Raw genomic sequence first — 24590 nt, 5'->3', positions numbered from 1 at the left:
GGGGGCTGATGCTGGAGTGATTCAGCGCCTCCCTTTGTCAGTTGCATAAAATAAGCAACTATGGTATATTTTTTATGGTGACAAGAGCGATAGGAACGGACCGAAAGAGTGGGGCAACCCACTCTTTCGTCTATATTCAGCGCTGATGTTAGTCAGGAAAGATTTGATTGATAAGGGCCGGAGTGGCCGCGCGACCGAACCGCTATGATTCTTGTCATAGCGGTTTTCCGTGGACATCTATCGGGCCCATCTTTTTCCTTTGATCCATACTTAACGACAAGATGAACAAGTGGATATCGTATTAAAATCGCGATTAATTGGAGAAAATCGTAAAAAAGGAGGGAAAGAGCATGAGCAATCATGTCACATCCGTCACAGAAAAGCTGGTTCAACCTATTTTAGATGAAATGAATTTAGAACTCGTTGATATCGAATATAAAAAAGAGGGCCAGGACTGGTTTCTGCGTGTATTCATCGATAAACCAGGCGGTGTGGATATCGAAGAGTGCGGGATCGTCAACGAAAAATTGAGCGAGAAGCTCGATGAGGAAGATCCCATTGATATGGCCTATTTCTTGGATGTCTCCTCACCGGGAGCCGAGCGTCCATTGAAGACACAAAAAGACTTTGAGAAATATGTCGGCGAACATGTTTATATGAAACTATATGAGCCGATTGATGGGGAAAAAGAATTCGAAGGTACGCTCGTTTCTTTTGAAAATGAAACAGCCGTCGTTGAAATTCGAATCAAAACACGTAAAAAACAGCTTGAAGTTCCGTTCGAAAAAATCGCGAAGGCGAACTTGGCTGTTACGTTCAATTAAGGGGGAGAAACTGTTGAGTAGTGAACTATTTGATGCCATGAATTATTTGGAAAAGGAAAAAGGCATCGACAAGAACCTATTGCTGGAGGCGCTTGAAGCAGCGTTGATCAGTGCTTATAAGAAAAACTTCAATTCTGCGACGAATGTACGCGTGGATATCAATGAAGAAGAAGGAACAATGAAAGTCTTCGCAAGGAAAGACATTGTTGAAGAGGTCATGGACCCGCAGCAGGAAATTTCCCTTGAAAATGCGAAGGAAATCGATCCTAACTATGAAGTCGAGGATGTAATCGAAGTTGAGGTTACACCGATGGATTTTGGCCGCATTGCAGCTCAAGCCGCAAAACAGGTCGTTACTCAACGTGTACGTGAAGCAGAGCGCGGCATCATTTATGGGGAGTATGTGGATCGTGAAGAAGACGTCATGACTGGGATCATCCAACGAAAAGACCCACGCTTCGTTTATGTGAATCTAGGTAAAATTGAAGCAAGACTTCCTGAGGGCGAACAAATGCCGACGGAAACCTATGAAGTCCATGACCGTTTGAAAGTTTTTGTCACAAAAGTGGAAAACAGCAACAAAGGACCTCATATTTACGTGTCACGTACACATCCAGGACTGCTTAAGCGTCTATTCGAAATGGAAGTACCAGAGATTTACGATGGAACAGTAGAAGTGATGTCCGTTGCCCGTGAAGCTGGTGACCGTTCGAAGATTTCCGTTTATGCAGAAGATCAGGAAATCGATCCGGTCGGTTCTTGTGTAGGACAGCGTGGACAAAGGGTACAAGCGATCGTCAACGAATTGAAAGGTGAAAAGATCGATATCGTTCAATTCTCTGAAGATCCGGTCGAATATGTATCCAATGCTCTGAGCCCGTCCAAAGTCGTTGAAGTACTGGTGGACGAAGAAGAGAAAGCGACGACAGTCATTGTACCGGATTATCAACTGTCGCTGGCCATTGGTAAACGGGGACAAAATGCTCGTCTTGCTGCGAAACTGACAGGCTGGAAGATTGATATCAAGAGTGAAAGTGAAGCTCGAGAGCAAGGTTTGTTAAGTGAAGACGCAGCAGTAGAAGACGATTTTGAAACTGAAGAAGAATGGTCTGAAGAGTAAGGAGGGGTCCAATTGTCCCGTTCTAAAAAACAACCACTGCGCAAATGCGTAGTGACACAGGAAATGCTGCCTAAGAAACAATTGATACGAATCGTCCGTAACAAAGAGGGAGAAGTCTTTGTAGATGACTCCGGAAAGAAGAACGGCCGAGGCGCTTATCTTTCCAAAGACTTGGACGTCATCGAACAAGCGGAGAAGCAAAACATTTTGAACCGTCATTTGAATGCACAAGTGGAACCTGAGATTTATGAACAATTAAAAAAGAAAGTCCAGGACGAGCCACAATGAGCCAACGCTACTTGAATCTGCTCGGACTTGCGATGCGGGCGGGAAAATGCACGCTCGGAGAAGAGGCAATCGTCCGGGATATCCAAAAAAACAGAGCAAAGCTCGTGCTCATAGCAGAAGATACGGGGAAACAAACGAAAAAGAAGCTCACAGATAAGTGCAGCTTCTATCATATACCTTGCTATGTGGTGGATGATCGAGAAACATTATCACACGCCATTGGAAAAGCAGGGAGAGTCGCGATCGCAGTTCTTGACCAAGGATTTGCGAAAAAGTTGCAATCGCTACTCGATGAATCTATTCGGGGGTGAACATATGAGTAAAATGCGCGTATATGAATATGCCAAAAAGAACGAAGTAACAAGCAAACAAGTTATCAATCAACTCAAAGAAATGAATGTAGAGGTTTCAAACCATATGTCTACATTGGATGATGATGTAGCGAAGAAGCTGGACCAGACATTCGGTAAAGAGAAGGCTCCTGAAAAGAAACAGGATAACAAACCTAAAAATGAGAAGAAGTCTTCTAACAAGAACAATCAAAAGCCTGCGAATCAAAAGAACAACAGAAATAAACAAAGAAACAACCAAAACCAACAGCAACAGCAGCCGCCGAAAAAGAACAAAAAACAGACACCGGAAAAAGTTACTTATTCCGGCAGCTTGACGGTCGGCGAACTTGCTGAAAAGCTGAATAAAGATTCCTCTGAAATCATCAAGAAATTGATGTTCCTTGGTGTCATGGCTACGAAAAACCAAGACCTGGACCCAGATTCCATTGAACTGATCTGTGAAGAGTTCGGCGTTGAAGTAGAAGAAGAAGTCATCGTTGATGAAACGGATATTGAAAACATGACCTTCGAAGATGATCCAGCAGACTTGCAGGAGCGCCCGGCAGTCGTTACCATCATGGGTCACGTCGACCACGGTAAAACGACATTGCTCGATCGTATCCGTGATACGAAAGTTACAGAGGGTGAAGCTGGTGGAATCACCCAGCACATCGGTGCTTACCAGATTGAAGAAAATGATAAGAAGATTACATTCCTGGATACACCAGGTCACGCGGCATTCACAAGCATGCGTTCCCGCGGTGCTCAGGTCACAGACATCGCTATTCTAGTCGTAGCAGCGGATGATGGCGTCATGCCACAGACGAAAGAAGCGATCAGTCACGCGAAAGCAGCAGGTGTTCCGATCATCGTTGCTGTCAACAAGATGGACAAAGAAGGGGCGAACCCTGACCGTGTCATGCAGGAACTGATGGAGTATGAATTGATTTCTGAAGATTACGGTGGAGAGACGATTTTCGTCAAAATGTCTGCTGTCCAAGGCGAAGGAATCGATGAACTTCTAGAGATGATCGTCCTTGTATCTGAAATGGAAGAATTGAAAGCGAATCCGAACCGTCCGGCATACGGTACGGTCATTGAGGCTGAGCTTGATAAAGGCCGCGGCCCTGTTGCGACGCTTCTTGTACAGAACGGTACTCTGAATGTCAGTGACTCCCTGGTCGTAGGAAATACATTCGGTCGTGTACGTGCGATGGTCAATGATATCGGACGCCGTGTCAAAGTGGCAGGTCCGTCTACGCCGGTTGAAATCACGGGACTGAACAACGTACCGCAGGCGGGCGATCGTTTCCTTGTCTTTGAAGATGAGAAGAAAGCTCGTTCTGTCGGTGAAGCTCGTGCACAGAAACAGCTGGAAGAGAACCGTAGTGCCAACGCAAAAGTAAGCCTGGATGATCTTTTCGAACAGATCAAACAAGGCGACATCAAAGACATCAACCTGATCATCAAAGGTGACGTACAAGGGTCTGTCGAAGCATTGGCAGGATCTCTTGAAAAGATCGACGTGGAAGGCGTGAAAGTGAAAATCATCCACACGGGTGTCGGTGCGATCACAGAATCCGACGTCACACTTGCATCCGCTTCTAATGGAATCATCATCGGTTTCAACGTACGTCCAGACGGGAATGCTAGAAAAGCAGCTGAATCTGAAGACGTTGAAATTCGTCTGCACAACATCATCTATAAAGTGATGGAAGAAATCGAAGCGGCTATGAAAGGGATGCTTGATCCTGTATTTGAAGAGAAAATCATCGGACAAGTCGAAGTTCGTGATATCTTCAAAGTTTCTAAAGTCGGTACCATCGCTGGTTCTTATGTAACAGAAGGAAAAGTCACACGTAATTCCGGTATCCGTGTCATCCGTGATGGCGTCGTCATTTATGAAGGTGAAATCGATGCACTGAAACGTTATAAAGATGATGCGAAAGAAGTAATGCAAGGATATGAGTGTGGAATTACAATCAAGAACTTCAACGACATCAAAGTCGGAGACATCATCGAACCTTATGAAATGCAAGAAGTCGAACGCACATGATCTTAAGCGCTGAGGTGGAATGCATCATCTATGACGCGCAGTCTTTAAAGGAAAAACGCTCCGTTTTAAAACGAGTGATCACTAGAATCCAAAACGATTTCAACGTTTCAGTCAGTGAGTTGGACTATCAAAACCTCTGGCAGCGTACTTGTATTGGAATAGTGACGGTAGCCAGTGATAAAGTCATAGCTGAACAAACGATACAAAGAACGCTTTCTTTTATCGATTCATTTCCAGAACTGGAGCGTGCTGATACAGTTCTGGAATGGCTGTGACGTTTTGTTTAGAAGAGGTGAAGAAACATGAATGATTTACGTGCTAACCGTGTCGGAGAGCAAATGAAAAAAGAGATGAGTGACATCATCAGTAAAAAAATCAAAGATCCACGTGTCGGCTTCGTTACGGTAACAGAAGTCAAAGTGACCGGAGATCTTCAGCAGGCCAAAGTGTACATTTCCGTCTTAGGAGATGACAAACAGAAGCATGATACCCTGGTAGGTCTCGCCAAAGCGAAAGGGTTCATCCGTTCAGAAATCGGTCAGCGGATTCGTCTTCGCAAAACACCTGAAATCATGTTTGAGGTGGACGAAGCCGTCGAACGAGGGAACCGCATTGAAACGATCCTTCGTGACCTTAACGATACAGACAGCTAAGAGACTTGGAATCCGTGCTCATTGGAGCACGGATTCTATCTGTATCCAATCTTACTTGAAGTTTGAGGTGGAATTTATGGATGGTATACTTCCATTATGGAAGCCGAAAGGATTTACATCCCACGATTGTGTCAGTAAAGCACGTGGAATGTTAAGGACGAAAAAAATCGGTCACACCGGTACGCTGGACCCTGATGTCGAAGGGGTGCTTCCACTTTGTGTCGGGAAAGCGACGAAAATCGTTCCATTTCTGACGGATACGGATAAAGTGTATGAAGCGAAGGTGAAACTCGGGTTTTCCACAGAAACAGAAGATGCGACTGGAGAAGTCCTTGCCACAGAACAAGTAAATCCTTCCTTACAGCTGGAGGAAATCGAACAAATACTTGAAGGATTCCGAGGGGAAATCACTCAAGTACCTCCGATGTACTCAGCAGTCAAAGTGAAAGGAAAAAAACTTTATGAGTATGCAAGAGAAGGATTGGAAGTGGATCGACCGGAACGTCAAGTGACGATCAAAGAATTGACTCTACTGAGTGATGAGGTTCACCATGAAGAGGGCACAGCAACTTTTTCTATCCGGGTCGTGTGCTCTAAAGGTACATATATACGCACCCTCTGTGTAGATATAGGACAGGCGTTAGGCTACCCTGCACATATGGATACACTGGTCCGAACACGGACCGCTGATATCGAGAGAGCGGATTGTTATACATTCGACGAGGTACAGCAAAAAGTCGATGAAGGGCACGGTGAACAACTGCTTCTTCCTATATCGAAAGGCTTATCCCACTTGGCGACATGGACGGTGAATGAAGATCTTAAACCATTGATCAAGCATGGACGGGTACTGGATGAGCCGGAACATGTGAAGGCGGATGTCTTCACAGTCCAATGTAATGGAGAAGTATTGGCCATTTACCAACCACATCCGAGTAAAGCTGGCAAGGTGAAACCCGTACGTGTGTTTTGATACTAAGCAGCAAAGCAGGTGAGTGAATTGAAAACGTTTCGTCTTACTGAGTCTTCGAGGACCAAAGACCTTAAACTGGACCCGAGCGTTGCAGCCGTCGGTTTTTTTGACGGGGTCCACCGCGGGCACCAGCAAGTGATTGAGACCGCTAAAAGCGAAGCGCAGGAGCAAGGTTTGAAAAGTGCTGTCATGACGTTCGATCCTCATCCTTCTGTCGTTTTGAAAAAAGAAAAACAGCACGCCCACTATATTACTCCACTGCCTCTCAAACAGGAGATCCTGGAAGATATGGGAATCGATTATCTATTTGTCATCACTTTCGACCAGTCCCTTGCTTCCTTATCCCCGCAAAAGTTCGTGGATGAGTTTTTCGTCGGTCTCCACGTGGAACATGTCGTAGCCGGCTTTGATTTCAGCTATGGTCATAAAGGGCAGGGATCTATGGATAACCTGCCGGAATTCGCCAAAGGCAGGTTGGAGCAGACCGTGATTAAAAAAGTGGAAAAAGATGAAGAGAAAATCAGTTCCACCCGGATCCGCTCGTTATTGGACCGAGGTGAGGTTGAAGAAGTGAATCAGCTTCTCGGCCGTACGTTCACGGTCACAGGAAATGTCATCCAAGGGGACCGGCGCGGGCGAACGATCGGTTTTCCGACTGCCAATGTGGATGTGAGCCCGGACTACTATATTCCGAAGGTCGGAGTTTATGCCGTATCTGTCGATCATAAAGATTTCACTTATTATGGAATGGCGAATTTAGGCGTAAAACCGACCTTCCATGAAACCGCCGATCAGCCGAATCTGGAAGTACATCTGTTTGATGTCGATGAAGATCTCTATGACCAGACTTTGAAGGTTCATTTTCATAGAATGATCCGCGATGAGCAGAAATTCAATGGTGTGGAAGAATTGATCAAACAACTGAAACAGGACGAAGCGACAATCCGCGATTTTTTCCGCAAAAATTGAAGGTTTTCCTTGCATTTCAGCCCAAAAAAATGTACGCTTTAGTATGGAACCTTCGCTTGGCGGAGCGAGACTCCGACGTCCGCTCGGCGATAGGGAATTTAATATTTTTCAGGAGGTGTAGCTAAACATGGCTATCACACAAGAACGTAAACAGGAACTAATCAATGAGTACAAAACTCATGAAAATGACACTGGCTCTCCAGAAGTACAAATCGCTGTACTGACTGAGCAAATCACGAGCTTGAACGAGCACCTGCGTATGCACAAGCAAGACCACCACTCTCGTCGTGGACTGCTTAAAATGGTAGGTCGCCGTCGTCATCTATTGAACTACCTACGTAATAAAGACATTACACGTTACCGTGAGTTGATCAAGAGTCTTGGCTTGCGTCGTTAATGTAGTTTCGGAAAAGCGGGAGTATTCCCGCTTTTTCTGTATGTTTACATACATAAGGGTGTAAACTGACAATAGACCCTTGATATGATATGAATTATAGAGTTATTCGAGAGGAGTTAAGTTCTTTATGGCAGAAGAAAAACAAGTGTTCTCAATTGATGTAGCCGGACGCACTTTTTCTGTTGAAATCGGCGAATTAGCTAAACAGGCAAACGGTGCTGCCCTCATCCATTACGGAGATACAACCGTTCTTTCAACCGCAACAGGTTCAAAAGAACCAAAAGATTTACCGTTCTTCCCATTGACAGTAAACTACGAAGAGCGCTTATATGCGGTCGGTAAAATCCCTGGAGGTTTCATCAAACGTGAAGGGCGTCCAAGTGATAAAGCTGTGCTTGCGTCCCGTTTGATCGACCGCCCGATCCGTCCACTTTTCCCGGAAGGTTACCGTAATGATGTACAAGTCATCAGCTCAGTCATGAGTGTGGATCAGGATTGTTCATCTGAAATGGCAGCGATGCTCGGCTCATCCATTTCCCTTGGGGTTTCAGACATCCCGTTTGAGGGACCGATTGCAGGCGTCATCGTTGGACGCGTAGATGGTGAATTCGTCATCAACCCGACTGTTGAACAACAGGAGAAAAGTGACATCGACTTGACGGTCGCAGGAACCAAGGATGCTATCAACATGGTAGAAGCAGGTGCGCAGGAAGTATCTGAAGAAGACATGTTGGAAGCGATCATGTTCGGCCACGAAGAGATCAAACGCCTGGTGGTTTTCCAGGAAGAGATCATTGAAGCGGTCGGCCGTGAGAAAATGGAAGTCCAGTTGTTCGACCTTGATCAGGAGCTGAAGGATCAAGTCGAAGCGGAAGCGAAAGAAGCGATCACATCCGCAATCAAGACCGAAGAGAAAAAAGCTCGTGAAGATGCGATCGATCAAGCGAAAGCGGACGTCATGGCTTCTTATGAAGAAAAAGAAGCAGACGAAGAAACGCTTAAGCAAGTCGGATCTATTCTTGATGACATCGTCAAAACAGAAGTCCGCCGCCTGATTACAAAAGATAAAATTCGTCCTGATGGCCGTGGAGTGGATGAAATCCGCCCGCTGACATCACGTGTAGGATTGCTTCCACGTACACACGGTTCCGGTTTGTTCACTCGTGGACAAACGCAGGCCTTGAGCGTTTGTACGCTGGGTGCGCTTGGAGATGTTCAGATCCTTGATGGTTTGGATCTAGAAGAATCCAAACGTTTCATGCACCACTATAATTTCCCGAAATTCTCTGTAGGGGAAACCGGCCCGATCCGTGGACCTGGCCGTCGTGAAATCGGACATGGTGCTCTCGGTGAACGTGCACTTGAACAAGTGATTCCTTCTGAAAATGAGTTCCCGTACACGATTCGTCTTGTGTCCGAAGTACTTGAATCCAATGGTTCCACTTCCCAGGCGAGTATTTGTGCAAGTACGCTTGCGATGATGGATGCAGGTGTACCGATCAAAGCACCGGTAGCTGGTATTGCCATGGGTCTGGTCAAATCTGGAGAAGATTATACGATCCTGACAGACATTCAAGGAATGGAAGATGCCCTTGGAGACATGGACTTCAAAGTAGCAGGAACTGAAAAAGGCGTGACAGCCCTTCAAATGGACATCAAGATTGAAGGACTTTCCCGCGAGATTCTGGAAGAAGCTCTTGCTCAAGCGAAAAAAGGACGTTTGGATATTCTTGGACACATGGTGGATACCATCGAATCGCCTCGTAGCGAATTGTCCCAGTATGCTCCGAAGATCATGACGATGAAGATCAACCCTGATAAGATTCGTGATGTCATCGGACCAAGCGGAAAACAAATCAACCAGATCATTGATGATACTGGCGTTAAAATCGATATCGAACAGGATGGTACAGTGTTCATTTCCTCTACGGATGCTCAAATGAATGCCACTGCCCAAAAGATCATCGAAGATATCGTCCGTGAAGTAGAAGTCGGAGAAGTCTACGACGGTAAAGTGAAACGTATCGAAAAATTCGGTGCTTTCGTTGAATTGTTCAAAGGCAAGGAAGGCCTTGTCCACATCTCTGAAATGGCTGAAGAGCGTATAGGTAAAGTCGAAGATGTCGTTTCAATCGGTGATTCTCTTAAAGTGAAAGTCAAAGAGATCGACAACCAGGGACGTATCAACCTTTCCCGTAAAGCTGTCATCATTGATGAGAAAAAAGAAGAAGAAGTAAAACAAGAAAAATAAACGCCTCCAAAAGCTCCATTTAATATGGAGCGGAGGAGCAAAGAAAAGAATCTGGCCCGCCAGTTTCTTTTTTTTTGGTTTAATTTAAAGCTCTGTTAAAGGCTGGTGTTGATATTCTTTGTTTTATAAATCTGTTTGGACAGAAATGAATTCAAACCTCCTATGAAGTGCAGGGGCGTCGGGGAAGAGTCCGCGCACCTAGAGGGGGAACCTGCAAGCTTCCTCAGGCTAAAGCCCTGTGGGAACAGAGCCTGTTTCCTTCTCCCGCGGGAGTCTCCCCCTTCCCCTCCGCCCTTTGCATTATAAAATCTGTGACATCTATGTAAAAAAGGCCTATTATCAAGATCGTTCGGTCCTTATGCCACTCCTAAGAGAATGAAACACAGCATCTTGGTTTTAAGATTTTATACTTCCTCCCATCAAGGTGAAGTATTTCTTTTAAAAGATCTTGTTTCGAGGCACTCTGATGAAGCAAAGGGCGGAGGGAAACGGTGAGACTCCTATGGGACGTGTGGGACAGGTGAGGCCCCGGAAGGCGCTATTCCTTGAGGAGACTCAGCGCCCGCCCCATGGAAAGCGAACCTTTTCCCGGAGCCCTACACGCATACAAACATTTCGTAATGAATTCTTTTTTTGATGGATATATCAACACTAAACTTTAACAGAGCCTAATTTAAAAATAAAAAAAGTGATGAGGAAAGCTTAGTTTCAAACGTAAGCGGCATGGAAGGGTTCGCTCCCCCTGGAGGCGGCAAGGTGCCTAGAGCTTGAGCCCTGTGGACCAGAACTTGTTAACTTCTCCTGAAAATTACCTCCCTTCTTGGGCTCCTTTTTCTTTATCATATTCTCGTAATCACCGTTGTCTGGTATTCATAGCAAGAGGGCGTGGCTGTCATTGGAATGTTTCGAGTGTATCATTAACGTAATGGGGTTTTAGAAAACGGGGAGACTCCTGTGGGATGTACATGATCGGTGAGATCCCGCAAAGGCTCTGCCTTGAGGAAGCTCACCACATGCCCACGGAAAGCGAGCCGTTTTCTAAAGCCCCATCCTTCTCATCAAGGATCTCGAAACATGCTCCAAAGGAATAAGAAAGTGAGTATAAACGAAAAGAGAAAAGCACATTGTAATTTATATTATTCAAATTAAACATACATGTACAAGGTCTACTTCTCCCTCCTCAACCATAGACTTTTACTGGGGGAGGATGCTTATGAGATTACGGGTGGTGGCCCTTTGGAGTGTCTTAATCTTTATCTGTCTCGGATTTGGACTGGCTTTCATGGAAACACAGCAGCAGCTGAGTCCTGTAAGTAAAACTACGGACTTATATGAAGTGATTGAATCAAGGAAAGCACAATATGAGTGGAAACCAGAGAATGCCCGAATCGATTCAGTTTGGAAAAAGACCCCGGGCATTGAAGGAAGAGAAGTGGATGTCGATGCTTCTTACAAAAAAATGAAGAAAAAAGGGAAATTCGATCCGAAGCTTTTGGTGTACAAATCCATCAAACCGGAAAGGTCCATGGAGGATCTTGATCCTTCACCGATTTACCGTGGAAATCCCAAGAAAGAAATGGTCGCTTTTTTAGTCAATGTTTCCTGGGGGGAAGAATATCTGCCGGGAATGTTGAAGACATTAGCGGATAAGCAAGTGAAAGCCAATTTCTTTATTGATGGAGCATTTGCAGAGAAATTCACCGATCATGTGCAAATGATCGAAGAGCAGGGACATCTGATCGGCAGTCATGGATATAAGCATAAAGACATGGGGAGGATGAGCAAGGAACAGGCAAAATTAAACCTGGAACAAGCGGACGACTTGTTGTTCGCTCTTACGAAAACAAAAATCGAATATTTCGCACCACCCGCGGGCAGTTATAATCAAGGGACAGTAGAAGCTGCGCATGACATGGGTATGGAAACCATCCTATGGACAGTGGATACTGTAGATTGGAAAAAGCCGACCACTGATGTCCTCATCGAAAGGGTGATGGGTAAGCTTCATAACGGGGCTACCATTTTGATGCACCCGACACAAGTGACGGAAAAAAGCCTGCCTGCATTGATCGATGCCATAAGACAGGAAGGTTACCGTATCGGAACGCTTCCGACGTTGTTAAGTGAAGAGCGTTAAAGAGGAGGAACGACATGAGGTTGAAGAACCTTGCGAACAAGGAAGTCATAGATGTGGAAACAGGACAGAAATTAGGAGTTTTAGGAAAGGCAGACCTTATCATTGAGCCTGAAACAGGGAATATCCGTTCCTTAGTGATCATGAACCAAGGCCTCATGAGTATGGGATCCTCAAAAAAAGCATTGATCATTGATTGGGAACAGATTGCGACGATAGGCGAAGACACCATTTTATTGAAAAAATCATAACCTACACCACAGTGAAAACTGGGGTGTTTTTTTATTTTCAGTGAAATCACTAACTTTCTGCTTCGGCATAGGATACAAAGAGATTACATCATAAAAGAAGGAGACATCCGCCATGTTAACTGGATATCATGTAGCGGTAATAGGGGGCGATGCCCGGCAAATCGAAATCATCCGGCGGTTGAATAAATGGAATGCAACGGTATATATAGCCGGTTTCGATCAACTCAATGAGAGCTTCACAGAAGCGATCGATCTTGATTTTGACAGCAAACAGGTGGAGAAACTGGATGCCATCATCCTACCTATTGCCGGCACGGATGACGAAGGGAAAATTGAGGGGATTTTTTCAAATCAATTGATCCAATTATCCGAAGATTGGTTGAAAAAAACACCAAAACATTGTCTGATCCTTACTGGAATTACGAAACCTTTTCTCGTGAATATAGCAGCTAAAGTGGATCGTACGCTTATTCCTTTGATGGATCGTGATGATGTTGCCATATACAACTCTATTCCTACTGTAGAAGGCACAATATTATTAGTGATTCAACACACAGATATAACGATTCATGGTTCGAAAGTGATTGTGCTCGGCCTCGGGCGGGTCGGAATGGGGCTTGCCCGGACGTTCAGCAATTTAGGGGCAGATGTCTCGGTAGGGGTCAGATCCTCTCAGAATATCGCCCGTGTTTATGAAATGGGATTGACACCTATCGATATGAATGAGATGCAGAAAGCGAATATGGAATGCGACATTTTACTGAACACCGTTCCTCACTTGGTGGTAGATGCGTCTGTGATCAAACAACTTCCCGCTCATGCACTTATTATAGATTTAGCTTCTAAACCTGGCGGCACAGACTTTCAATTTGCTGACAAAAGAGGCATCAAAGCGATGCTTGCCCCTGGACTGCCCGGAATCGTCGCTCCGAAGACGGCAGGAAGGATCATTGCTGATGTCGTTTACCGCCTATTATTGGAACAGCAAGGAAAGGAGACTGAAGATGAGTAGTTTAAAAGGAAAGGTCATCGGATTTGGTCTGACAGGATCTCATTGTACGTACCACGAAGTTTTTCCAGTCATGAAAGAATTAGTCGAAATGGGAGCGACAGTGATTCCGATTTTATCCTATACCGTCCAAAAAACGGATACAAGATTCGGGGATGCTGCCGATCATTTGAAAACGATCAAAGAGATTACGAATGAAGAACCGATTCTGACGATACCGGATGCAGAACCTCTTGGTCCGAAAAGACCGCTGGACTGCATGCTGATTGCACCTATGACGGGGAACTCGACGAGTAAATTCGCCAATGCCCTCACCGACTCTCCGGTATTGATGGCAGCTAAAGCGACCTTAAGGAATGAAAGCCCGGTAGTCGTAGCGATATCGACGAATGATGCTTTAGGGTTGAACGGAGTCAATGTGATGCGCTTGATGGCGACCAAAAATATCTATTTTGTTCCACTCGGGCAGGACCACCCATTCAAAAAACCGAATTCACTCGTTGCTGATATGACATTAATTCCAAAAACGATTGAGAGCGCTTTAGATGGCAAGCAGATCCAGCCTGTTCTGATAGAAAGATACCCGACTTCTTAAAAATTTTCCTGTATCTCGATGAAGTATGATAGAATTACAAAAATAGTGACATGACTTACTATTCAAAAAACTATTCATAGAGAAAGGGGATCCTCTCATGAGTCATACTAAAACTTACAACGTAGCTATCGTCGGAGCAACAGGAGCCGTCGGACAGAAAATGCTTGAAACACTTGAAGATCGCAATTTTCCAATCAACGAACTGAAACTATTATCCTCCAGCCGTTCAGCCGGTTTGAAAATGAGCTTTAAAGGCGAGGAAAAAACAGTGGAAGAAGCAACACCAGAAAGCTTTGAAGGCATCGATATCGCCCTATTTTCCGCAGGGGGTTCCGTATCAAAAAAATTCGCTCATGAAGCTGTCAAACGCGGGGCTGTAGTCATAGACAATACCAGTGCGTTCCGTATGGCGGAGGATGTACCTCTTGTGGTACCCGAAGTGAATGAAGAAGATATAAAACTTCATAAAGGAATCATTGCCAACCCGAACTGCTCCACGATTCAAATGGTCGCAGCTCTGGAGCCGATAAGAAAGGCTTTAGGTATGAAGCGCATCATCGTTTCCACTTATCAGGCCGTTTCCGGCGCAGGTACAGAGGCAGCGGAAGAATTGAGGGAGCAGTCCCAGGCATTTCTCAATGGGGAAGAACTGGAAGCGAACATCCTGCCGGTCAAAGGCGACAATAAACACTCACCGATCGCTTTCAATGCACTTCCTCAAATTGATGTGTTCCAAGAAAATGGTTATACCTACGAAGAGATGAAAATGATCAACGAAACGAAAAAAATCATGCATATGCCAGACCTCTCTGTTGCAGCCACATGTGTGCGGTTACCTTTCTTCACTTCACATGCAGAGAGTGTATACGTAGAAATCGAAAAAGACGGAGTCACGGTCGAAGATATACAAAACTTGCTGGCTCATGCACCTGGAATCGTTCTCGAGGATGATCCTTCCACACAAACCTATCCTACTCCACTTAGTGCAGCCGAGAAGAGGGAAGTCTTTGTAGGAAGAGTCCGTAAAGATTTGGACCATGAGCGCGGGTTCCATATGTGGGTCGTATCTGACAACCTGCTGAAAGGAGCCGCATGGAACTCGGTTCAAATCGCTGAACGAATCGTATCGAATGAATGGCTGTAAAACTTTTTTATGAGTTGAGGTGGCCGAATGAAGCTACTTGTTCAAAAGTTTGGGGGCACATCCGTCCGGGACGCTGAAGGCAGATCCCGGGCGATTGCTCATGTCAAAAAGGCAAGGCAGGAAGGGTATAAGGTGGTCGTCACGGTGTCGGCGATGGGGAGGCTTGGAGATCCTTATTCAACAGATACGCTCCTCAGCTTGATCGACTATCCGAATGGTACCATTTCCTCTAAAGAACAAGACCTTCTCATGTCATGCGGGGAGACGATTTCTTCCATCGTTTTCTCGCATGAACTTTCAAAAGAAGGAATCCCTTCCGTGTCTTTGACAGGTGCTCAAGCAGGTTTTGTAACCAATAAAGACTTCACAAAAGCAAAAATTCTCCGTGTCAATCCAAGCCGTATTTTCAAAGAACTGAAAACTAAAGATGTCGTCGTCGTAGCAGGCTTCCAAGGACAAACGGAAGATGGTGAAACCACAACCATCGGACGTGGGGGAAGTGATACCTCAGCAGCCGCACTTGGAGCTGCCCTGTCTGCTGAGTTCATCGATATTTTCACCGATGTCGATGGAATCATGACCGCCGATCCACGGCTTGTTCAATCTGCCCGCCCGATTAACACCATCACTTACAATGAGATTTGTAATCTGGCTTATCAGGGTGCCAAAGTCATTCACCCTCGAGCGGTTGAAATTGCCATGTATGCGAAAGTACCATTGCGTGTACGATCCACTTATTCAGACCTCCCAGGGACGCTTGTAACCGGGCTTAGACAAGTGAAAGAAGGGCAGGATATATCTGACCGTACTGTCACAGGAATCGCTCATATGCTCGGCATCACACAAATCAAAGTCCAATCGAAAGATGATCCTTCCATTCTTCAATCCGATGTATTCAAATCGATGGCCTCTGCCAACATTTCTGTAGACTTCATCAATATTTCTCCCAGTGGTGTCGTGTATACGATCGATAAATTGTACACACAAAAAGCAGAACGGATTTTGAGAGATCTCGGTTATGAACCGGAAATCAGAGAAGGCTGTGCAAAAGTGTCAACCGTCGGTGCAGGTATTGCCGGGTATCCTGGTGTAACAGCTAAAATTGTGCAGGCGTTGACCGACTCCGGAATTCAAATCCTTCAATCGGCGGATTCCCATACGACGATTTGGGTATTGATCAAAGAAGAAGATCTGGTACCTGCTGTAAACGCACTCCATGACGCATTCGAGCTCAACAAAGATGCCCTGAAAGGGGAGACGATGACATGAACTTCGGGAAAGTGTTGACCGCAATGGTGACCCCTTTTGATAAAAAAGGAAACATCGATTTTGATACGACGACCACACTGATCGACTATCTGCTCGATAACGGAAGTGATGGGCTGGTTGTCGCTGGAACGACGGGAGAGTCGCCTACACTGAGTACAGATGAGAAAATCTCCCTTTGGAAGCACGTGGTGAAGGTAGTCGGAGGGCGCGTTCCGGTTATTGCCGGGTCTGGAAGCAATGATACGAGAGCCAGTGTCGAATTATCAAAACAGGCAGAGCAAATAGGCGTCGATGCCGTCATGGTCGTAGCCCCTTACTATAATAAACCCTGTCAAAATGGTCTTTATGAACATTTTAAAGCCGTAGCTGGAGCTGTAGGAATCCCGGTTATGATCTATAACGTCCCCGGTCGTGCAGTCGTGAAAATTGAACCAGAAACCATAATTGCTCTATCCAATATTCCGAACATTGTTTCAGTCAAAGAAGCGACAGGGGACTTGGACAGTATGGCAGCCATCATTTCCAAAACCGAGGACGGTTTCAGCCTTTACAGCGGAGATGATAATTTGACTCTGCCTTCCTATACAATAGGAGCAAGTGGGATCATTTCTGTATCTTCCCATGTAGTCGGGAAAGAAATGCAGAAAATGCTCGCCTTACATGAACAAGGAAAGAGGAAGGAAGCGGCGGAACTGCACCAAAAACTACTCCCCGTTTTCAACGGAATGTTCAGTGCACCATCGCCCACTCCGGTCAAGGAAGCGTTGCGGCTGAGAGGGATTGACACAGGTTCTGTAAGATTACCCCTTGTTCCCTTGAATCCTGACCAGCAGAATGACGTTAGAAATCTGTTTCAATCATAATGAAGAAGTGATGAAACCCGGCTGGGGATGTAGGTCCCTCCGGGTTTTTAGTTGTTAAGCCATATATCCAACTTTTGTACAAAGATGTCCCCGTTGAGCTTGAGCGAGCAACCATGAACATACGATCCATCTCCTATCGCTTTTTTAGGTATGATACTTGTTTTCTGAGTCATACTACGAGAAAAGAGCGAAAGGAGTTTTTACAGATGAAAGAATCTCCTCAAGAACAAGAAAAAGACCAAGGAAAACCCTCGATCGTAGACAAAATCCAGCAGCTAGGACAGTCCAGTGTCCCACAGCCGGCGGATTCCAATATTCACGTACTTCCGATCATCGGACAAGTGGAGGGGCATGTACAGCTTCCGTCTCAAAATAAAACGACAAAATATGAACATTTGATTCCACAATTGATCGCTATCGAGCAGAACTCGAAAATCGAAGGGCTGGTCGTATTGTTGAATACGGTAGGTGGAGACGTTGAAGCGGGGCTTGCCATTTCAGAGATGATTGCCTCTCTGTCGAAACCGACCGTATCCATCGTCCTCGGTGGAGGTCACTCGATCGGAGTGCCGATTGCCGTGTCAGCAAACTACTCTTTCATTGCGGAAACAGCGACGATGACCATTCACCCGATTCGTATGACCGGTCTTGTCATCGGTGTCCCTCAAACATTCGAATATATGGATAAGATGCAGGATAGAGTCGTCAACTTTGTCACCCGCCATTCCAATATTTCAGAAGATAAGTTCAAAGAATTGATGTTCGAAAAAGGAAACCTGACCCGTGATATCGGAACGAATGTGGTCGGGCAGGACGCTGTCGATCATGGGCTGATCGATGCTGTGGGCGGAGTAAAAGAAGCGATGGCCAAATTGAATGAGTTGATTGGAAAAGATAAAGACTCCGACAGCCAGGTGGTCCAATGATTCATTACACCCCCTTAAGTGAACTTGATATTTTTCCAAACGAAGAGAAAAAAGAGTCTGTGATGTTTCATCAATCGAAAAACTGTCATGTGAAGTGCAGGGATACAGAAGATGGAAGGAAACAAATCGTTCAAGTCCTCTCCACGGACCCTGCCCATTACATGGACCCTTCTCTCCAACCGGGACAATGGTTGGACTCGTAAAATCTCGGAAAGATATGGTATAATAAATACAACTGTCAGTCAGGATGTCGAACTTGTGTTCTTCTCATGGAAGAGGCAATCGACATCCTTCTCTTTTTGAAAATTCCAGTTCAAATGGGTTCGCCTGAAAGATAAAAGCTTGACTACATACTCAATGGTAATGAAATATGCAACGCACTGGGAGGTGTTCATTATATGGCTCGAAAGAGAAAAACGAAATCCAAGAAAAAAGCTGCATCGAAAGGTTTAAAAGAGCAGGTCAAATTTGAGATTATCGGTCTCTTTTTTGTTTTGATCGCTGTATTCGGGAGCGGAGCTTCTGCGATCAGTGATGGAGCGATTCCAGGGGGACTTGAACGGTTGTGGCAGTTTTTGTTTGGAGTCTGGTATTTTATCGCCTCCATATTCTTTCTCGTGGTAGGTATATATTTAATGGTGAAAAGAAAATGGCCGACATTTTTACATAAACGTTTACTTGGCATTTATATCATCATTACAGCTCTTCTTCTGTTCACCCATTTAGAAACGTTATCGGAAGAGCTGGCTCAGGGGAGTCCGTCGATCATGGCGCTGACCTGGGACCGCGTCACTGAAATGATGCGTGGAGATGCAAGCTATTACAGCATCGGCGGTGGGTTGGCAGGTGCTCTGCTATTGTCCGTCACTTATTATTTATTTTCCGGAGCCGGAGCGGCTATTCTTTCCTTTTTCCTGCTCGTGATCGGAGTTATTTTCATCAGCGAAAGGTCGATCGGAGATTTGGTTTCTAAAGCAGGAATGAAACTGAAAGCGCTCGGACAGGATCAAATGAAAAGAATCAAGGAAGGTAAGCCGGAAAAGAAAACTTCTGAAGCGGATGAGTCTGATAAAGAAGTCGTCTATGAAATCAGTGATATGAATGATTCAAGTGAGACTGACGATGAATCTTCCTATCAAGAACCACTGATTCAGGACTTTACAGAAAACCAGTACAAACCGGAGCCGCCAGAAACTCCATCGACACCTTCTCCTCAGACATCAGGTGAAGAGGAAGAGGTCAGCCTGGAAAGGTCGATGCCGACAGCAGAGTTGGAAAACTTCGATTACCAGCTTCCCGGCCTCGACTTGTTGGACGAGCCGTCGTCCAGTCCACAGAGTCAAGGGCGTTCACACATCCAGGCGACAGTGAAAAAGCTTGAAAAGACTTTCCAAAGCTTCGGTGTCAAAGCGAAAGTGACGAAAGTCCACGTCGGCCCGGCGGTTACCAAGTATGAAGTATATCCGGACGTCGGTGTCAAAGTAAGTAAAATCGTCAACTTGAATGATGATCTGGCGCTTGCGTTGGCAGCGAAAGATATAAGGATTGAAGCTCCGATTCCAGGAAAGTCGGCGGTCGGAATTGAAGTGCCGAACCAAGAGGTTTCCATGGTTTCCTTGCGGGAAGTTCTTGAAACAGGAAAATCGAGCCCTGAAGCTAAACTAAGCTTTGCTTTGGGACGCGATATTTCAGGTGAAGCCGTCATGTCTGAATTGAACAAAATGCCTCACCTGCTTGTTGCAGGTGCGACCGGAAGCGGGAAGAGTGTGTGTATCAACGGAATCATCACCAGCATTTTGATGAGGGCGAAGCCTCACGAAGTGAAAATGATGATGATCGACCCGAAAAAGGTGGAGCTGAATGTCTATAATGGCATTCCTCATTTATTGGCTCCCGTCGTCACTGATCCGAAAAAGGCTTCCCGCGCTTTGAAGAAAGTCGTATCGGAAATGGAGAGAAGGTATGATCTTTTCTCTGATACTGGAACGAGAAACATCGAAAGCTATAATGAGTACATCAAAAAGCACAATAATGAAAATGAAGACACGCAGCCGCAGCTACCTTACATCGTCGTGCTCGTCGATGAGCTGGCCGACTTGATGATGGTGGCATCCAATGAGGTGGAAGATGCGATCACGAGACTTGCTCAAATGGCACGTGCTGCAGGTATCCATCTGATCATTGCTACCCAGCGTCCTTCTGTGGATGTCATTACAGGAGTCATCAAAGCGAACATCCCTTCAAGGATTGCCTTCAGCGTATCTTCGCAGACCGATTCGAGAACGATTCTTGATTCCGGTGGAGCGGAAAAATTGCTCGGCAGGGGAGACATGCTTTTCACCCCTGTGGGGGCCAATAAGCCTACTCGTGTACAGGGGGCTTTCTTATCAGATGATGAAGTCGAACGAATCGTCAACTTCTGTGTGGAACAACAGCGTGCGCAATACCAGGAAGAGATGATTCCTGAGGAAGAGAGCGAAGTGAAACAAGAGGTGGATGACGACCTTTATCCGGAGGCGGTCCAAATGGTGATTGAAATGCAAAGTGCCAGTGTTTCCATGCTTCAACGCAGGTTTCGGGTCGGTTACACACGTGCCGCCCGCTTGATCGATGCGATGGAAGATAACGGCATTGTCGGACCATATGAAGGAAGTAAACCGCGTTCAGTTCTCGTCTCTCAATCTGAGGAACAATCTTCCTGATTTACAAGAAGCTACTGCAAAAGCAGTAGCTTTTTTGTCGCTTTTGAAATGTTTTTGTAACAAAACTCAGAAAAATGACCTAATTCTATTTATTTATCCATGGAATAGTGTTATATTTATTTCAAAATGTGATGTGTCTAACGTCAGATGTCAGATCTCTAATCGTAGTTTAATAGACTTGGAGTGAAATCGAATGTCCATAAGGCAGGATACACGACACCTGTATTTACAGGTGATTGAACAAATCAAAAGGGATATTGAAAGCGGTATCTATTTAGAAAAAGAAAAACTACCTTCAGAATTCCAACTTTCTAAATCATTGGGCGTTTCTCGGGCAACACTAAGAGAAGCTCTACGACTTATGGAGGAAGAAGGGGTAGTGACCCGGCGTCATGGGGTAGGAACTTTCGTCAATCCGAAACCGATTTTCACCTCAGGCATAGAAGAGTTAAGCAGTGTTACATCCATGATCATGCAATCAGGGATGAAACCCGGTACACAATACTTATCTGCTGATCTTGTAGAACCAAGTGAAGACGATCGCAGGCGTTTTACAAATCCTGATTTACATAGGATCGCCAAAGTTGAACGAGTAAGAACAGCTGATGATCAGCCGGTCGTTTATTGTGAGGACAAGATTCCAGAAAGCTTGATTCCCATAGAACAGATCAGGGAAGCGAAATCAATGTTCCATATTTTAGAGCAGTATACCGGAAAAAGAGTAGCGTATGCCGTCACAGACATCGAACCGATTGGCTACCACGAACGGATTTCACCGGTTTTGAACTGTGAGCCTGACCAGGCGTTATTACTATTGAAACAGATGCATTATACCCAGGAAGACGAACCTTTACTGTTATCATCCAATTATTTCAGGGCAGATAAGTTCAGCTTTCATGTCTTACGAAAAAGAGTGTAAGGGCTTACAAAACAGAATGTTCTATACATTTAAGGAGGTGAGGCAAGTACTCTGAAGGAAAGAACCACAGTTTCTGAGAAATGAATACTTAACTAACATAGGAGGTATTGGTTTTGTTCAAAAGTCGTTTTCTTTTAATGTTTTCTTTACTATTGGCGATCGGGTTGATTTTAGGCGCATGCGGTTCTTCTGAAGATGGAGGAGAAGCAGGCGGAGATACGAACGAAAAAGAGGAAAAAGAGCAAACATCTGGAGAAGGTAACGGAGACTTTTCTGTTGCGATGGTTACGGATGTGGGTGGAGTCGACGATAAGTCCTTCAACCAGTCTGCTTGGGAAGGCCTGCAGGCTTTCGGTGAAGAGCATGGCTTGAGTAAGGGAGAAGGATTTGACTACGCACAATCCGAGAGTGACGCAGATTATACGACGAACATCAACCGTCTTGTGCGTCAAGATTATAACTTGATCTTCGGTATCGGTTACCTGTTGCAGCCGGCTATTGAAGAGGTTGCTGCACAGTATCCAGATACAAAGTTCAGTGTTGTAGACTCAGTTGCTAAAGGTGACAACGTAGCAAGCGTAACTTTCAAAGAACACCAAGGTTCTTTCCTGGCAGGAGTAGCTGCTGCCAAGAAGACAAAGACGAATAAAATTGGATTTGTAGGTGGAGTCGATGGAGACTTGATCAACAAATTCGAAGCAGGGTATGTCGCTGGTGCTAAATCCGTCAACCCTGATATCGACGTGGATGTCCAGTATGCTGAAAGCTTTGCTGCGGCAGACAAAGGGAAATTGATTGCTTCTAACATGTATTCAAAAGGAATCGACGTCATTTATCACGCTTCAGGTGCAACAGGTAACGGCGTATTCGCTCAAGCGAAAGACTTGAAGAAAAACAACCCTGATGAAGATTACTGGGTCATCGGTGTTGACCGTGACCAATATGAAGAAGGTGCGATCGAAGATACGAACGTTACCCTTACTTCCATGGTCAAACGTGTAGATATCGCTGTTCAAGATGTTGCCAACCAAGCTAAACAGGGTGAATTCCCAGGTGGTAAGGTCCTTGAATATGGTCTTGATGATGATGCAATCAGCATTGCGCGTACGAACGAAGAGGCTCTGAACGAGGAAATCATCGCTGCTGTTGAAGATTGGAAAGAGAAAATCGTCAATGGTGATGTTGAAGTTCCAAGTAACAGAGACGATCTGAAAACTTACGTGGATTCTCTATAAGGTGATGTGAAAAAGGCTGGTACAAGCCAGCCTTTTTCTACTCAAAGAGAAAATCATCAAATGAAGAGCTTAAGCCGGCCCTCTTCGTTTGATGATTTTCTTGAGAGTACGACGCTTTTGGTAAATCTATACATCCAGGGAGTGTGGGAATTGATGGATTATGTGATAGAAATGCTCAATATCCGAAAAGAATTTCCGGGTATTGTCGCCAATGATAATATCAACTTGCAAGTGAAAAAAGGGGAAATCCATGCCCTGCTAGGTGAAAACGGAGCCGGCAAATCGACACTGATGAACGTGCTTTTCGGTCTGTATCAGCCTGAAAAAGGGGAAATAAAAGTCCGTGGAGATAAAGCGAACATCACGGACCCGAATGTTGCCAATGCCCTCGGCATCGGGATGGTGCACCAGCACTTCATGCTCGTAGATACGTTTACGGTCACAGAAAACATCGTCCTAGGCAGTGAGCCGAGAAAAGTCGGGACCGTCGACATTCGTAAAGCAGAGAAAGAAGTCAAAGAACTCTCCGAACGTTATGGATTGAATGTCGATCCTAAAGCGAAAATCCGGGATATTTCTGTCGGCATGCAGCAACGTGTGGAAATTTTGAAAACGCTGTATCGTGGAGCTGAGATCCTTATTTTTGATGAGCCGACAGCTGTCCTGACACCTCAAGAAATAAAAGAATTGATTGAAATCATGCAAAGCTTGGTCAAAGAAGGCAAATCAATCATTTTGATTACTCACAAATTGAAAGAGATCATGGAAGTATGTGACAGGTGTACAGTTATCCGTAAAGGTCAGGGAATCGGCACGGTCGATGTGTCAGAAACCAATCCGACAGAACTAGCCTCCCTGATGGTCGGACGTGAAGTCAGCTTTTCCACGGAAAAAAAACCTGCAGAGCCTAAAGAAACCTTCTTATCCATCAAAGACCTTAGAGTGAAGGATGCCCGTGGCGTTGAAATGGTCAAAGGCTTGAACCTGGAAGTCAAAGCAGGAGAAATTGTCGGAATCGCCGGCGTCGACGGGAATGGTCAGTCTGAATTGATCGAGGCGATTACGGGGCTCAGGAAAAGTGAGTCTGGAACAATTCAGCTTCATGAAAAAGTGATTACGAACCTGACGCCACGAAAGGTCACGCAATCCGGTGTTTCCCATATTCCTCAGGACCGTCATAAGTTCGGTCTTGTGCTCGACTTTCCGATTGGAGAGAATATGGTCCTGCAAAGTTACTACCAGGAGCCTTTTTCAAAAAATGGCGTCATGAACTTCAAGAACATCTATAAAAAAGCGCAGGAATTGATTGATGAATATGATGTCCGGACGCCTGATGCTTACACGAAGGCTCGTGCCTTATCAGGAGGAAACCAGCAGAAAGCGATCATCGGTCGTGAGGTCGATCGTTCTCCTGACTTGATCATCGCCGCTCAGCCGACAAGAGGGTTGGATGTCGGTGCGATCGAGTTCATCCATAAAAAATTGATCGAAGAAAGAGATAAAGGCCGCGCCGTACTGCTTCTTTCATTCGAACTTGAAGAAATCATGAACTTGAGCGATCGGATTGCGGTCATGTTCGATGGTCAAATCGTTTCACAAGTGAAGCCGGAAGAAACGAACGAGCAGCACCTCGGTTTACTGATGGCTGGTAATAAAGAAGAAAAGGCAGGTGGCCAGTGA

General features: G+C 45.3%; 24 protein-coding genes. All 24 read left to right on the top strand.

Translation table 11 applies throughout. The annotated features are described in order from the left end of the window. The first annotated feature begins 350 nt into the window (after positions 1–350). The 24 genes from rimP (at position 351) to LCL89_RS04295 (ending at position 24590) form a co-directional block, all read left to right on the top strand. A complete protein-coding gene (gene rimP / locus LCL89_RS04410; protein WP_197315931.1) occupies positions 351–824 on the top strand; it encodes a ribosome maturation factor RimP in 474 nt (157 codons plus the stop codon). Positions 825–837: 13 nt separating this feature from the next. Then, positions 838–1944 (top strand): transcription termination factor NusA, encoded by a 1107-nt coding sequence (nusA, locus tag LCL89_RS04405; RefSeq protein WP_224808006.1) that lies wholly within the window; start codon positions 838–840, stop codon positions 1942–1944. Between the two features lie 12 nt (positions 1945–1956). Beyond that, positions 1957–2232 (top strand): RNase P modulator RnpM, encoded by a 276-nt coding sequence (gene rnpM, locus LCL89_RS04400; RefSeq protein WP_197315933.1) that lies wholly within the window; start codon positions 1957–1959, stop codon positions 2230–2232. Continuing rightward, positions 2229–2543, top strand: a complete 315-nt coding sequence (locus LCL89_RS04395; protein WP_224808004.1) for a YlxQ family RNA-binding protein — start codon at positions 2229–2231, stop codon at positions 2541–2543. The genes rnpM and LCL89_RS04395 overlap by 4 nt, the downstream gene beginning before the upstream one ends. 4 nt (positions 2544–2547) lie before the next feature. Further along, positions 2548–4620: a translation initiation factor IF-2 gene (gene infB, locus LCL89_RS04390; RefSeq protein ID WP_224808002.1), complete on the top strand. Its 2073-nt coding sequence runs from the start codon at positions 2548–2550 to the stop codon at positions 4618–4620. Then, entirely contained in the window at positions 4617–4895 is a 279-nt protein-coding gene (locus LCL89_RS04385) for a DUF503 domain-containing protein (protein ID WP_197315936.1), read from the top strand. Before infB ends, LCL89_RS04385 begins: the two co-directional genes overlap by 4 nt. Positions 4896–4922: 27 nt before the next feature. Further along, the gene (gene rbfA, locus LCL89_RS04380; RefSeq protein ID WP_197315937.1) at positions 4923–5273 is read left to right on the top strand and encodes a 30S ribosome-binding factor RbfA; all 351 of its coding nucleotides are present in this window, start codon (positions 4923–4925) and stop codon (positions 5271–5273) included. A gap of 76 nt (positions 5274–5349) precedes the next feature. Then, positions 5350–6246 carry a tRNA pseudouridine(55) synthase TruB gene (truB, locus tag LCL89_RS04375; protein WP_224808000.1) on the top strand — a complete coding sequence of 299 codons (897 nt, stop codon included), beginning with the start codon at positions 5350–5352 and terminating at the stop codon, positions 6244–6246. A gap of 27 nt (positions 6247–6273) precedes the next feature. Further along, positions 6274–7215, top strand: coding sequence for a bifunctional riboflavin kinase/FAD synthetase (locus tag LCL89_RS04370; protein ID WP_224807998.1), 942 nt, complete (start codon positions 6274–6276; stop codon positions 7213–7215). Between the two features lie 127 nt (positions 7216–7342). After that, positions 7343–7612, top strand: coding sequence for a 30S ribosomal protein S15 (gene rpsO, locus LCL89_RS04365; protein ID WP_197315940.1), 270 nt, complete (start codon positions 7343–7345; stop codon positions 7610–7612). A 127-nt stretch (positions 7613–7739) separates the two neighbouring features. Then, the gene (pnp, locus tag LCL89_RS04360) at positions 7740–9863 is read left to right on the top strand and encodes a polyribonucleotide nucleotidyltransferase (protein ID WP_224807996.1); all 2124 of its coding nucleotides are present in this window, start codon (positions 7740–7742) and stop codon (positions 9861–9863) included. A 1213-nt stretch (positions 9864–11076) separates the two neighbouring features. After that, the gene (locus LCL89_RS04355; protein WP_224807994.1) at positions 11077–12000 is read left to right on the top strand and encodes a polysaccharide deacetylase family protein; all 924 of its coding nucleotides are present in this window, start codon (positions 11077–11079) and stop codon (positions 11998–12000) included. A 14-nt stretch (positions 12001–12014) separates the two neighbouring features. Beyond that, positions 12015–12248 carry a YlmC/YmxH family sporulation protein gene (locus LCL89_RS04350; protein ID WP_197315943.1) on the top strand — a complete coding sequence of 78 codons (234 nt, stop codon included), beginning with the start codon at positions 12015–12017 and terminating at the stop codon, positions 12246–12248. Between the two features lie 112 nt (positions 12249–12360). Next, on the top strand, positions 12361–13260 hold the full coding sequence (gene dpaA / locus LCL89_RS04345; RefSeq protein ID WP_224807984.1) for a dipicolinic acid synthetase subunit A: 900 nt from the start codon (positions 12361–12363) through the stop codon (positions 13258–13260). Beyond that, complete coding sequence (locus LCL89_RS04340; protein WP_197315945.1) at positions 13253–13852, top strand: dipicolinate synthase subunit B; 600 nt, start codon at positions 13253–13255, stop codon at positions 13850–13852. The genes dpaA and LCL89_RS04340 overlap by 8 nt, the downstream gene beginning before the upstream one ends. A 97-nt stretch (positions 13853–13949) precedes the next feature. Then, positions 13950–14996, top strand: coding sequence for an aspartate-semialdehyde dehydrogenase (gene asd, locus LCL89_RS04335; protein WP_224807982.1), 1047 nt, complete (start codon positions 13950–13952; stop codon positions 14994–14996). A gap of 27 nt (positions 14997–15023) precedes the next feature. Further along, on the top strand, positions 15024–16265 hold the full coding sequence (gene dapG, locus LCL89_RS04330) for an aspartate kinase (protein WP_224807980.1): 1242 nt from the start codon (positions 15024–15026) through the stop codon (positions 16263–16265). Then, on the top strand, positions 16262–17128 hold the full coding sequence (gene dapA / locus LCL89_RS04325) for a 4-hydroxy-tetrahydrodipicolinate synthase (RefSeq protein WP_224807978.1): 867 nt from the start codon (positions 16262–16264) through the stop codon (positions 17126–17128). The genes dapG and dapA overlap by 4 nt, the downstream gene beginning before the upstream one ends. A gap of 206 nt (positions 17129–17334) precedes the next feature. Further along, the gene (locus LCL89_RS04320; protein WP_224807976.1) at positions 17335–18054 is read left to right on the top strand and encodes a ClpP family protease; all 720 of its coding nucleotides are present in this window, start codon (positions 17335–17337) and stop codon (positions 18052–18054) included. After that, positions 18051–18257, top strand: a complete 207-nt coding sequence (locus LCL89_RS04315) for a YlzJ-like family protein (protein WP_224807974.1) — start codon at positions 18051–18053, stop codon at positions 18255–18257. The genes LCL89_RS04320 and LCL89_RS04315 overlap by 4 nt, the downstream gene beginning before the upstream one ends. A gap of 195 nt (positions 18258–18452) precedes the next feature. Next, positions 18453–20756 (top strand): DNA translocase FtsK, encoded by a 2304-nt coding sequence (locus LCL89_RS04310; RefSeq protein WP_224807972.1) that lies wholly within the window; start codon positions 18453–18455, stop codon positions 20754–20756. Positions 20757–20949: 193 nt separating this feature from the next. Continuing rightward, positions 20950–21675: a GntR family transcriptional regulator gene (locus tag LCL89_RS04305; protein WP_197315952.1), complete on the top strand. Its 726-nt coding sequence runs from the start codon at positions 20950–20952 to the stop codon at positions 21673–21675. Positions 21676–21788: 113 nt separating this feature from the next. Then, positions 21789–22910: a BMP family lipoprotein gene (locus LCL89_RS04300; protein ID WP_318245599.1), complete on the top strand. Its 1122-nt coding sequence runs from the start codon at positions 21789–21791 to the stop codon at positions 22908–22910. 153 nt (positions 22911–23063) lie between these two features. After that, the gene (locus LCL89_RS04295) at positions 23064–24590 is read left to right on the top strand and encodes an ABC transporter ATP-binding protein (RefSeq protein WP_224809574.1); all 1527 of its coding nucleotides are present in this window, start codon (positions 23064–23066) and stop codon (positions 24588–24590) included.

It is taken from the genome of Halobacillus yeomjeoni (assembly GCF_020171525.1).
Classification (GTDB): domain Bacteria; phylum Bacillota; class Bacilli; order Bacillales; family Halobacillaceae; genus Halobacillus; species Halobacillus yeomjeoni.
The sequence above is the reverse complement of the archived record's forward strand: the minus strand, read 5'-3'. Positions and strand labels throughout refer to the sequence as shown.

What these genes read in the sequence shown, in the direction of transcription:
- LCL89_RS04305 (WP_197315952.1), top strand. Translation starts at nt 20,950, where the DNA reads ATGTCCATAAGGCAGGATACACGACACCTGTATTTACAGGTGATTGAA.
- LCL89_RS04355 (WP_224807994.1), top strand. Translation starts at nt 11,077, where the DNA reads ATGAGATTACGGGTGGTGGCCCTTTGGAGTGTCTTAATCTTTATCTGT.
- rpsO (WP_197315940.1), top strand. Translation starts at nt 7,343, where the DNA reads ATGGCTATCACACAAGAACGTAAACAGGAACTAATCAATGAGTACAAA.
- infB (WP_224808002.1), top strand. Translation starts at nt 2,548, where the DNA reads ATGAGTAAAATGCGCGTATATGAATATGCCAAAAAGAACGAAGTAACA.
- rbfA (WP_197315937.1), top strand. Translation starts at nt 4,923, where the DNA reads ATGAATGATTTACGTGCTAACCGTGTCGGAGAGCAAATGAAAAAAGAG.
- rimP (WP_197315931.1), top strand. Translation starts at nt 351, where the DNA reads ATGAGCAATCATGTCACATCCGTCACAGAAAAGCTGGTTCAACCTATT.
- asd (WP_224807982.1), top strand. Translation starts at nt 13,950, where the DNA reads ATGAGTCATACTAAAACTTACAACGTAGCTATCGTCGGAGCAACAGGA.
- dapA (WP_224807978.1), top strand. Translation starts at nt 16,262, where the DNA reads ATGAACTTCGGGAAAGTGTTGACCGCAATGGTGACCCCTTTTGATAAA.
- LCL89_RS04320 (WP_224807976.1), top strand. Translation starts at nt 17,335, where the DNA reads ATGAAAGAATCTCCTCAAGAACAAGAAAAAGACCAAGGAAAACCCTCG.
- LCL89_RS04310 (WP_224807972.1), top strand. Translation starts at nt 18,453, where the DNA reads ATGGCTCGAAAGAGAAAAACGAAATCCAAGAAAAAAGCTGCATCGAAA.
- LCL89_RS04350 (WP_197315943.1), top strand. Translation starts at nt 12,015, where the DNA reads ATGAGGTTGAAGAACCTTGCGAACAAGGAAGTCATAGATGTGGAAACA.
- truB (WP_224808000.1), top strand. Translation starts at nt 5,350, where the DNA reads ATGGATGGTATACTTCCATTATGGAAGCCGAAAGGATTTACATCCCAC.
- dpaA (WP_224807984.1), top strand. Translation starts at nt 12,361, where the DNA reads ATGTTAACTGGATATCATGTAGCGGTAATAGGGGGCGATGCCCGGCAA.
- dapG (WP_224807980.1), top strand. Translation starts at nt 15,024, where the DNA reads ATGAAGCTACTTGTTCAAAAGTTTGGGGGCACATCCGTCCGGGACGCT.
- LCL89_RS04385 (WP_197315936.1), top strand. Translation starts at nt 4,617, where the DNA reads ATGATCTTAAGCGCTGAGGTGGAATGCATCATCTATGACGCGCAGTCT.
- LCL89_RS04295 (WP_224809574.1), top strand. Translation starts at nt 23,064, where the DNA reads ATGGATTATGTGATAGAAATGCTCAATATCCGAAAAGAATTTCCGGGT.
- LCL89_RS04315 (WP_224807974.1), top strand. Translation starts at nt 18,051, where the DNA reads ATGATTCATTACACCCCCTTAAGTGAACTTGATATTTTTCCAAACGAA.
- LCL89_RS04395 (WP_224808004.1), top strand. Translation starts at nt 2,229, where the DNA reads ATGAGCCAACGCTACTTGAATCTGCTCGGACTTGCGATGCGGGCGGGA.
- LCL89_RS04340 (WP_197315945.1), top strand. Translation starts at nt 13,253, where the DNA reads ATGAGTAGTTTAAAAGGAAAGGTCATCGGATTTGGTCTGACAGGATCT.
- pnp (WP_224807996.1), top strand. Translation starts at nt 7,740, where the DNA reads ATGGCAGAAGAAAAACAAGTGTTCTCAATTGATGTAGCCGGACGCACT.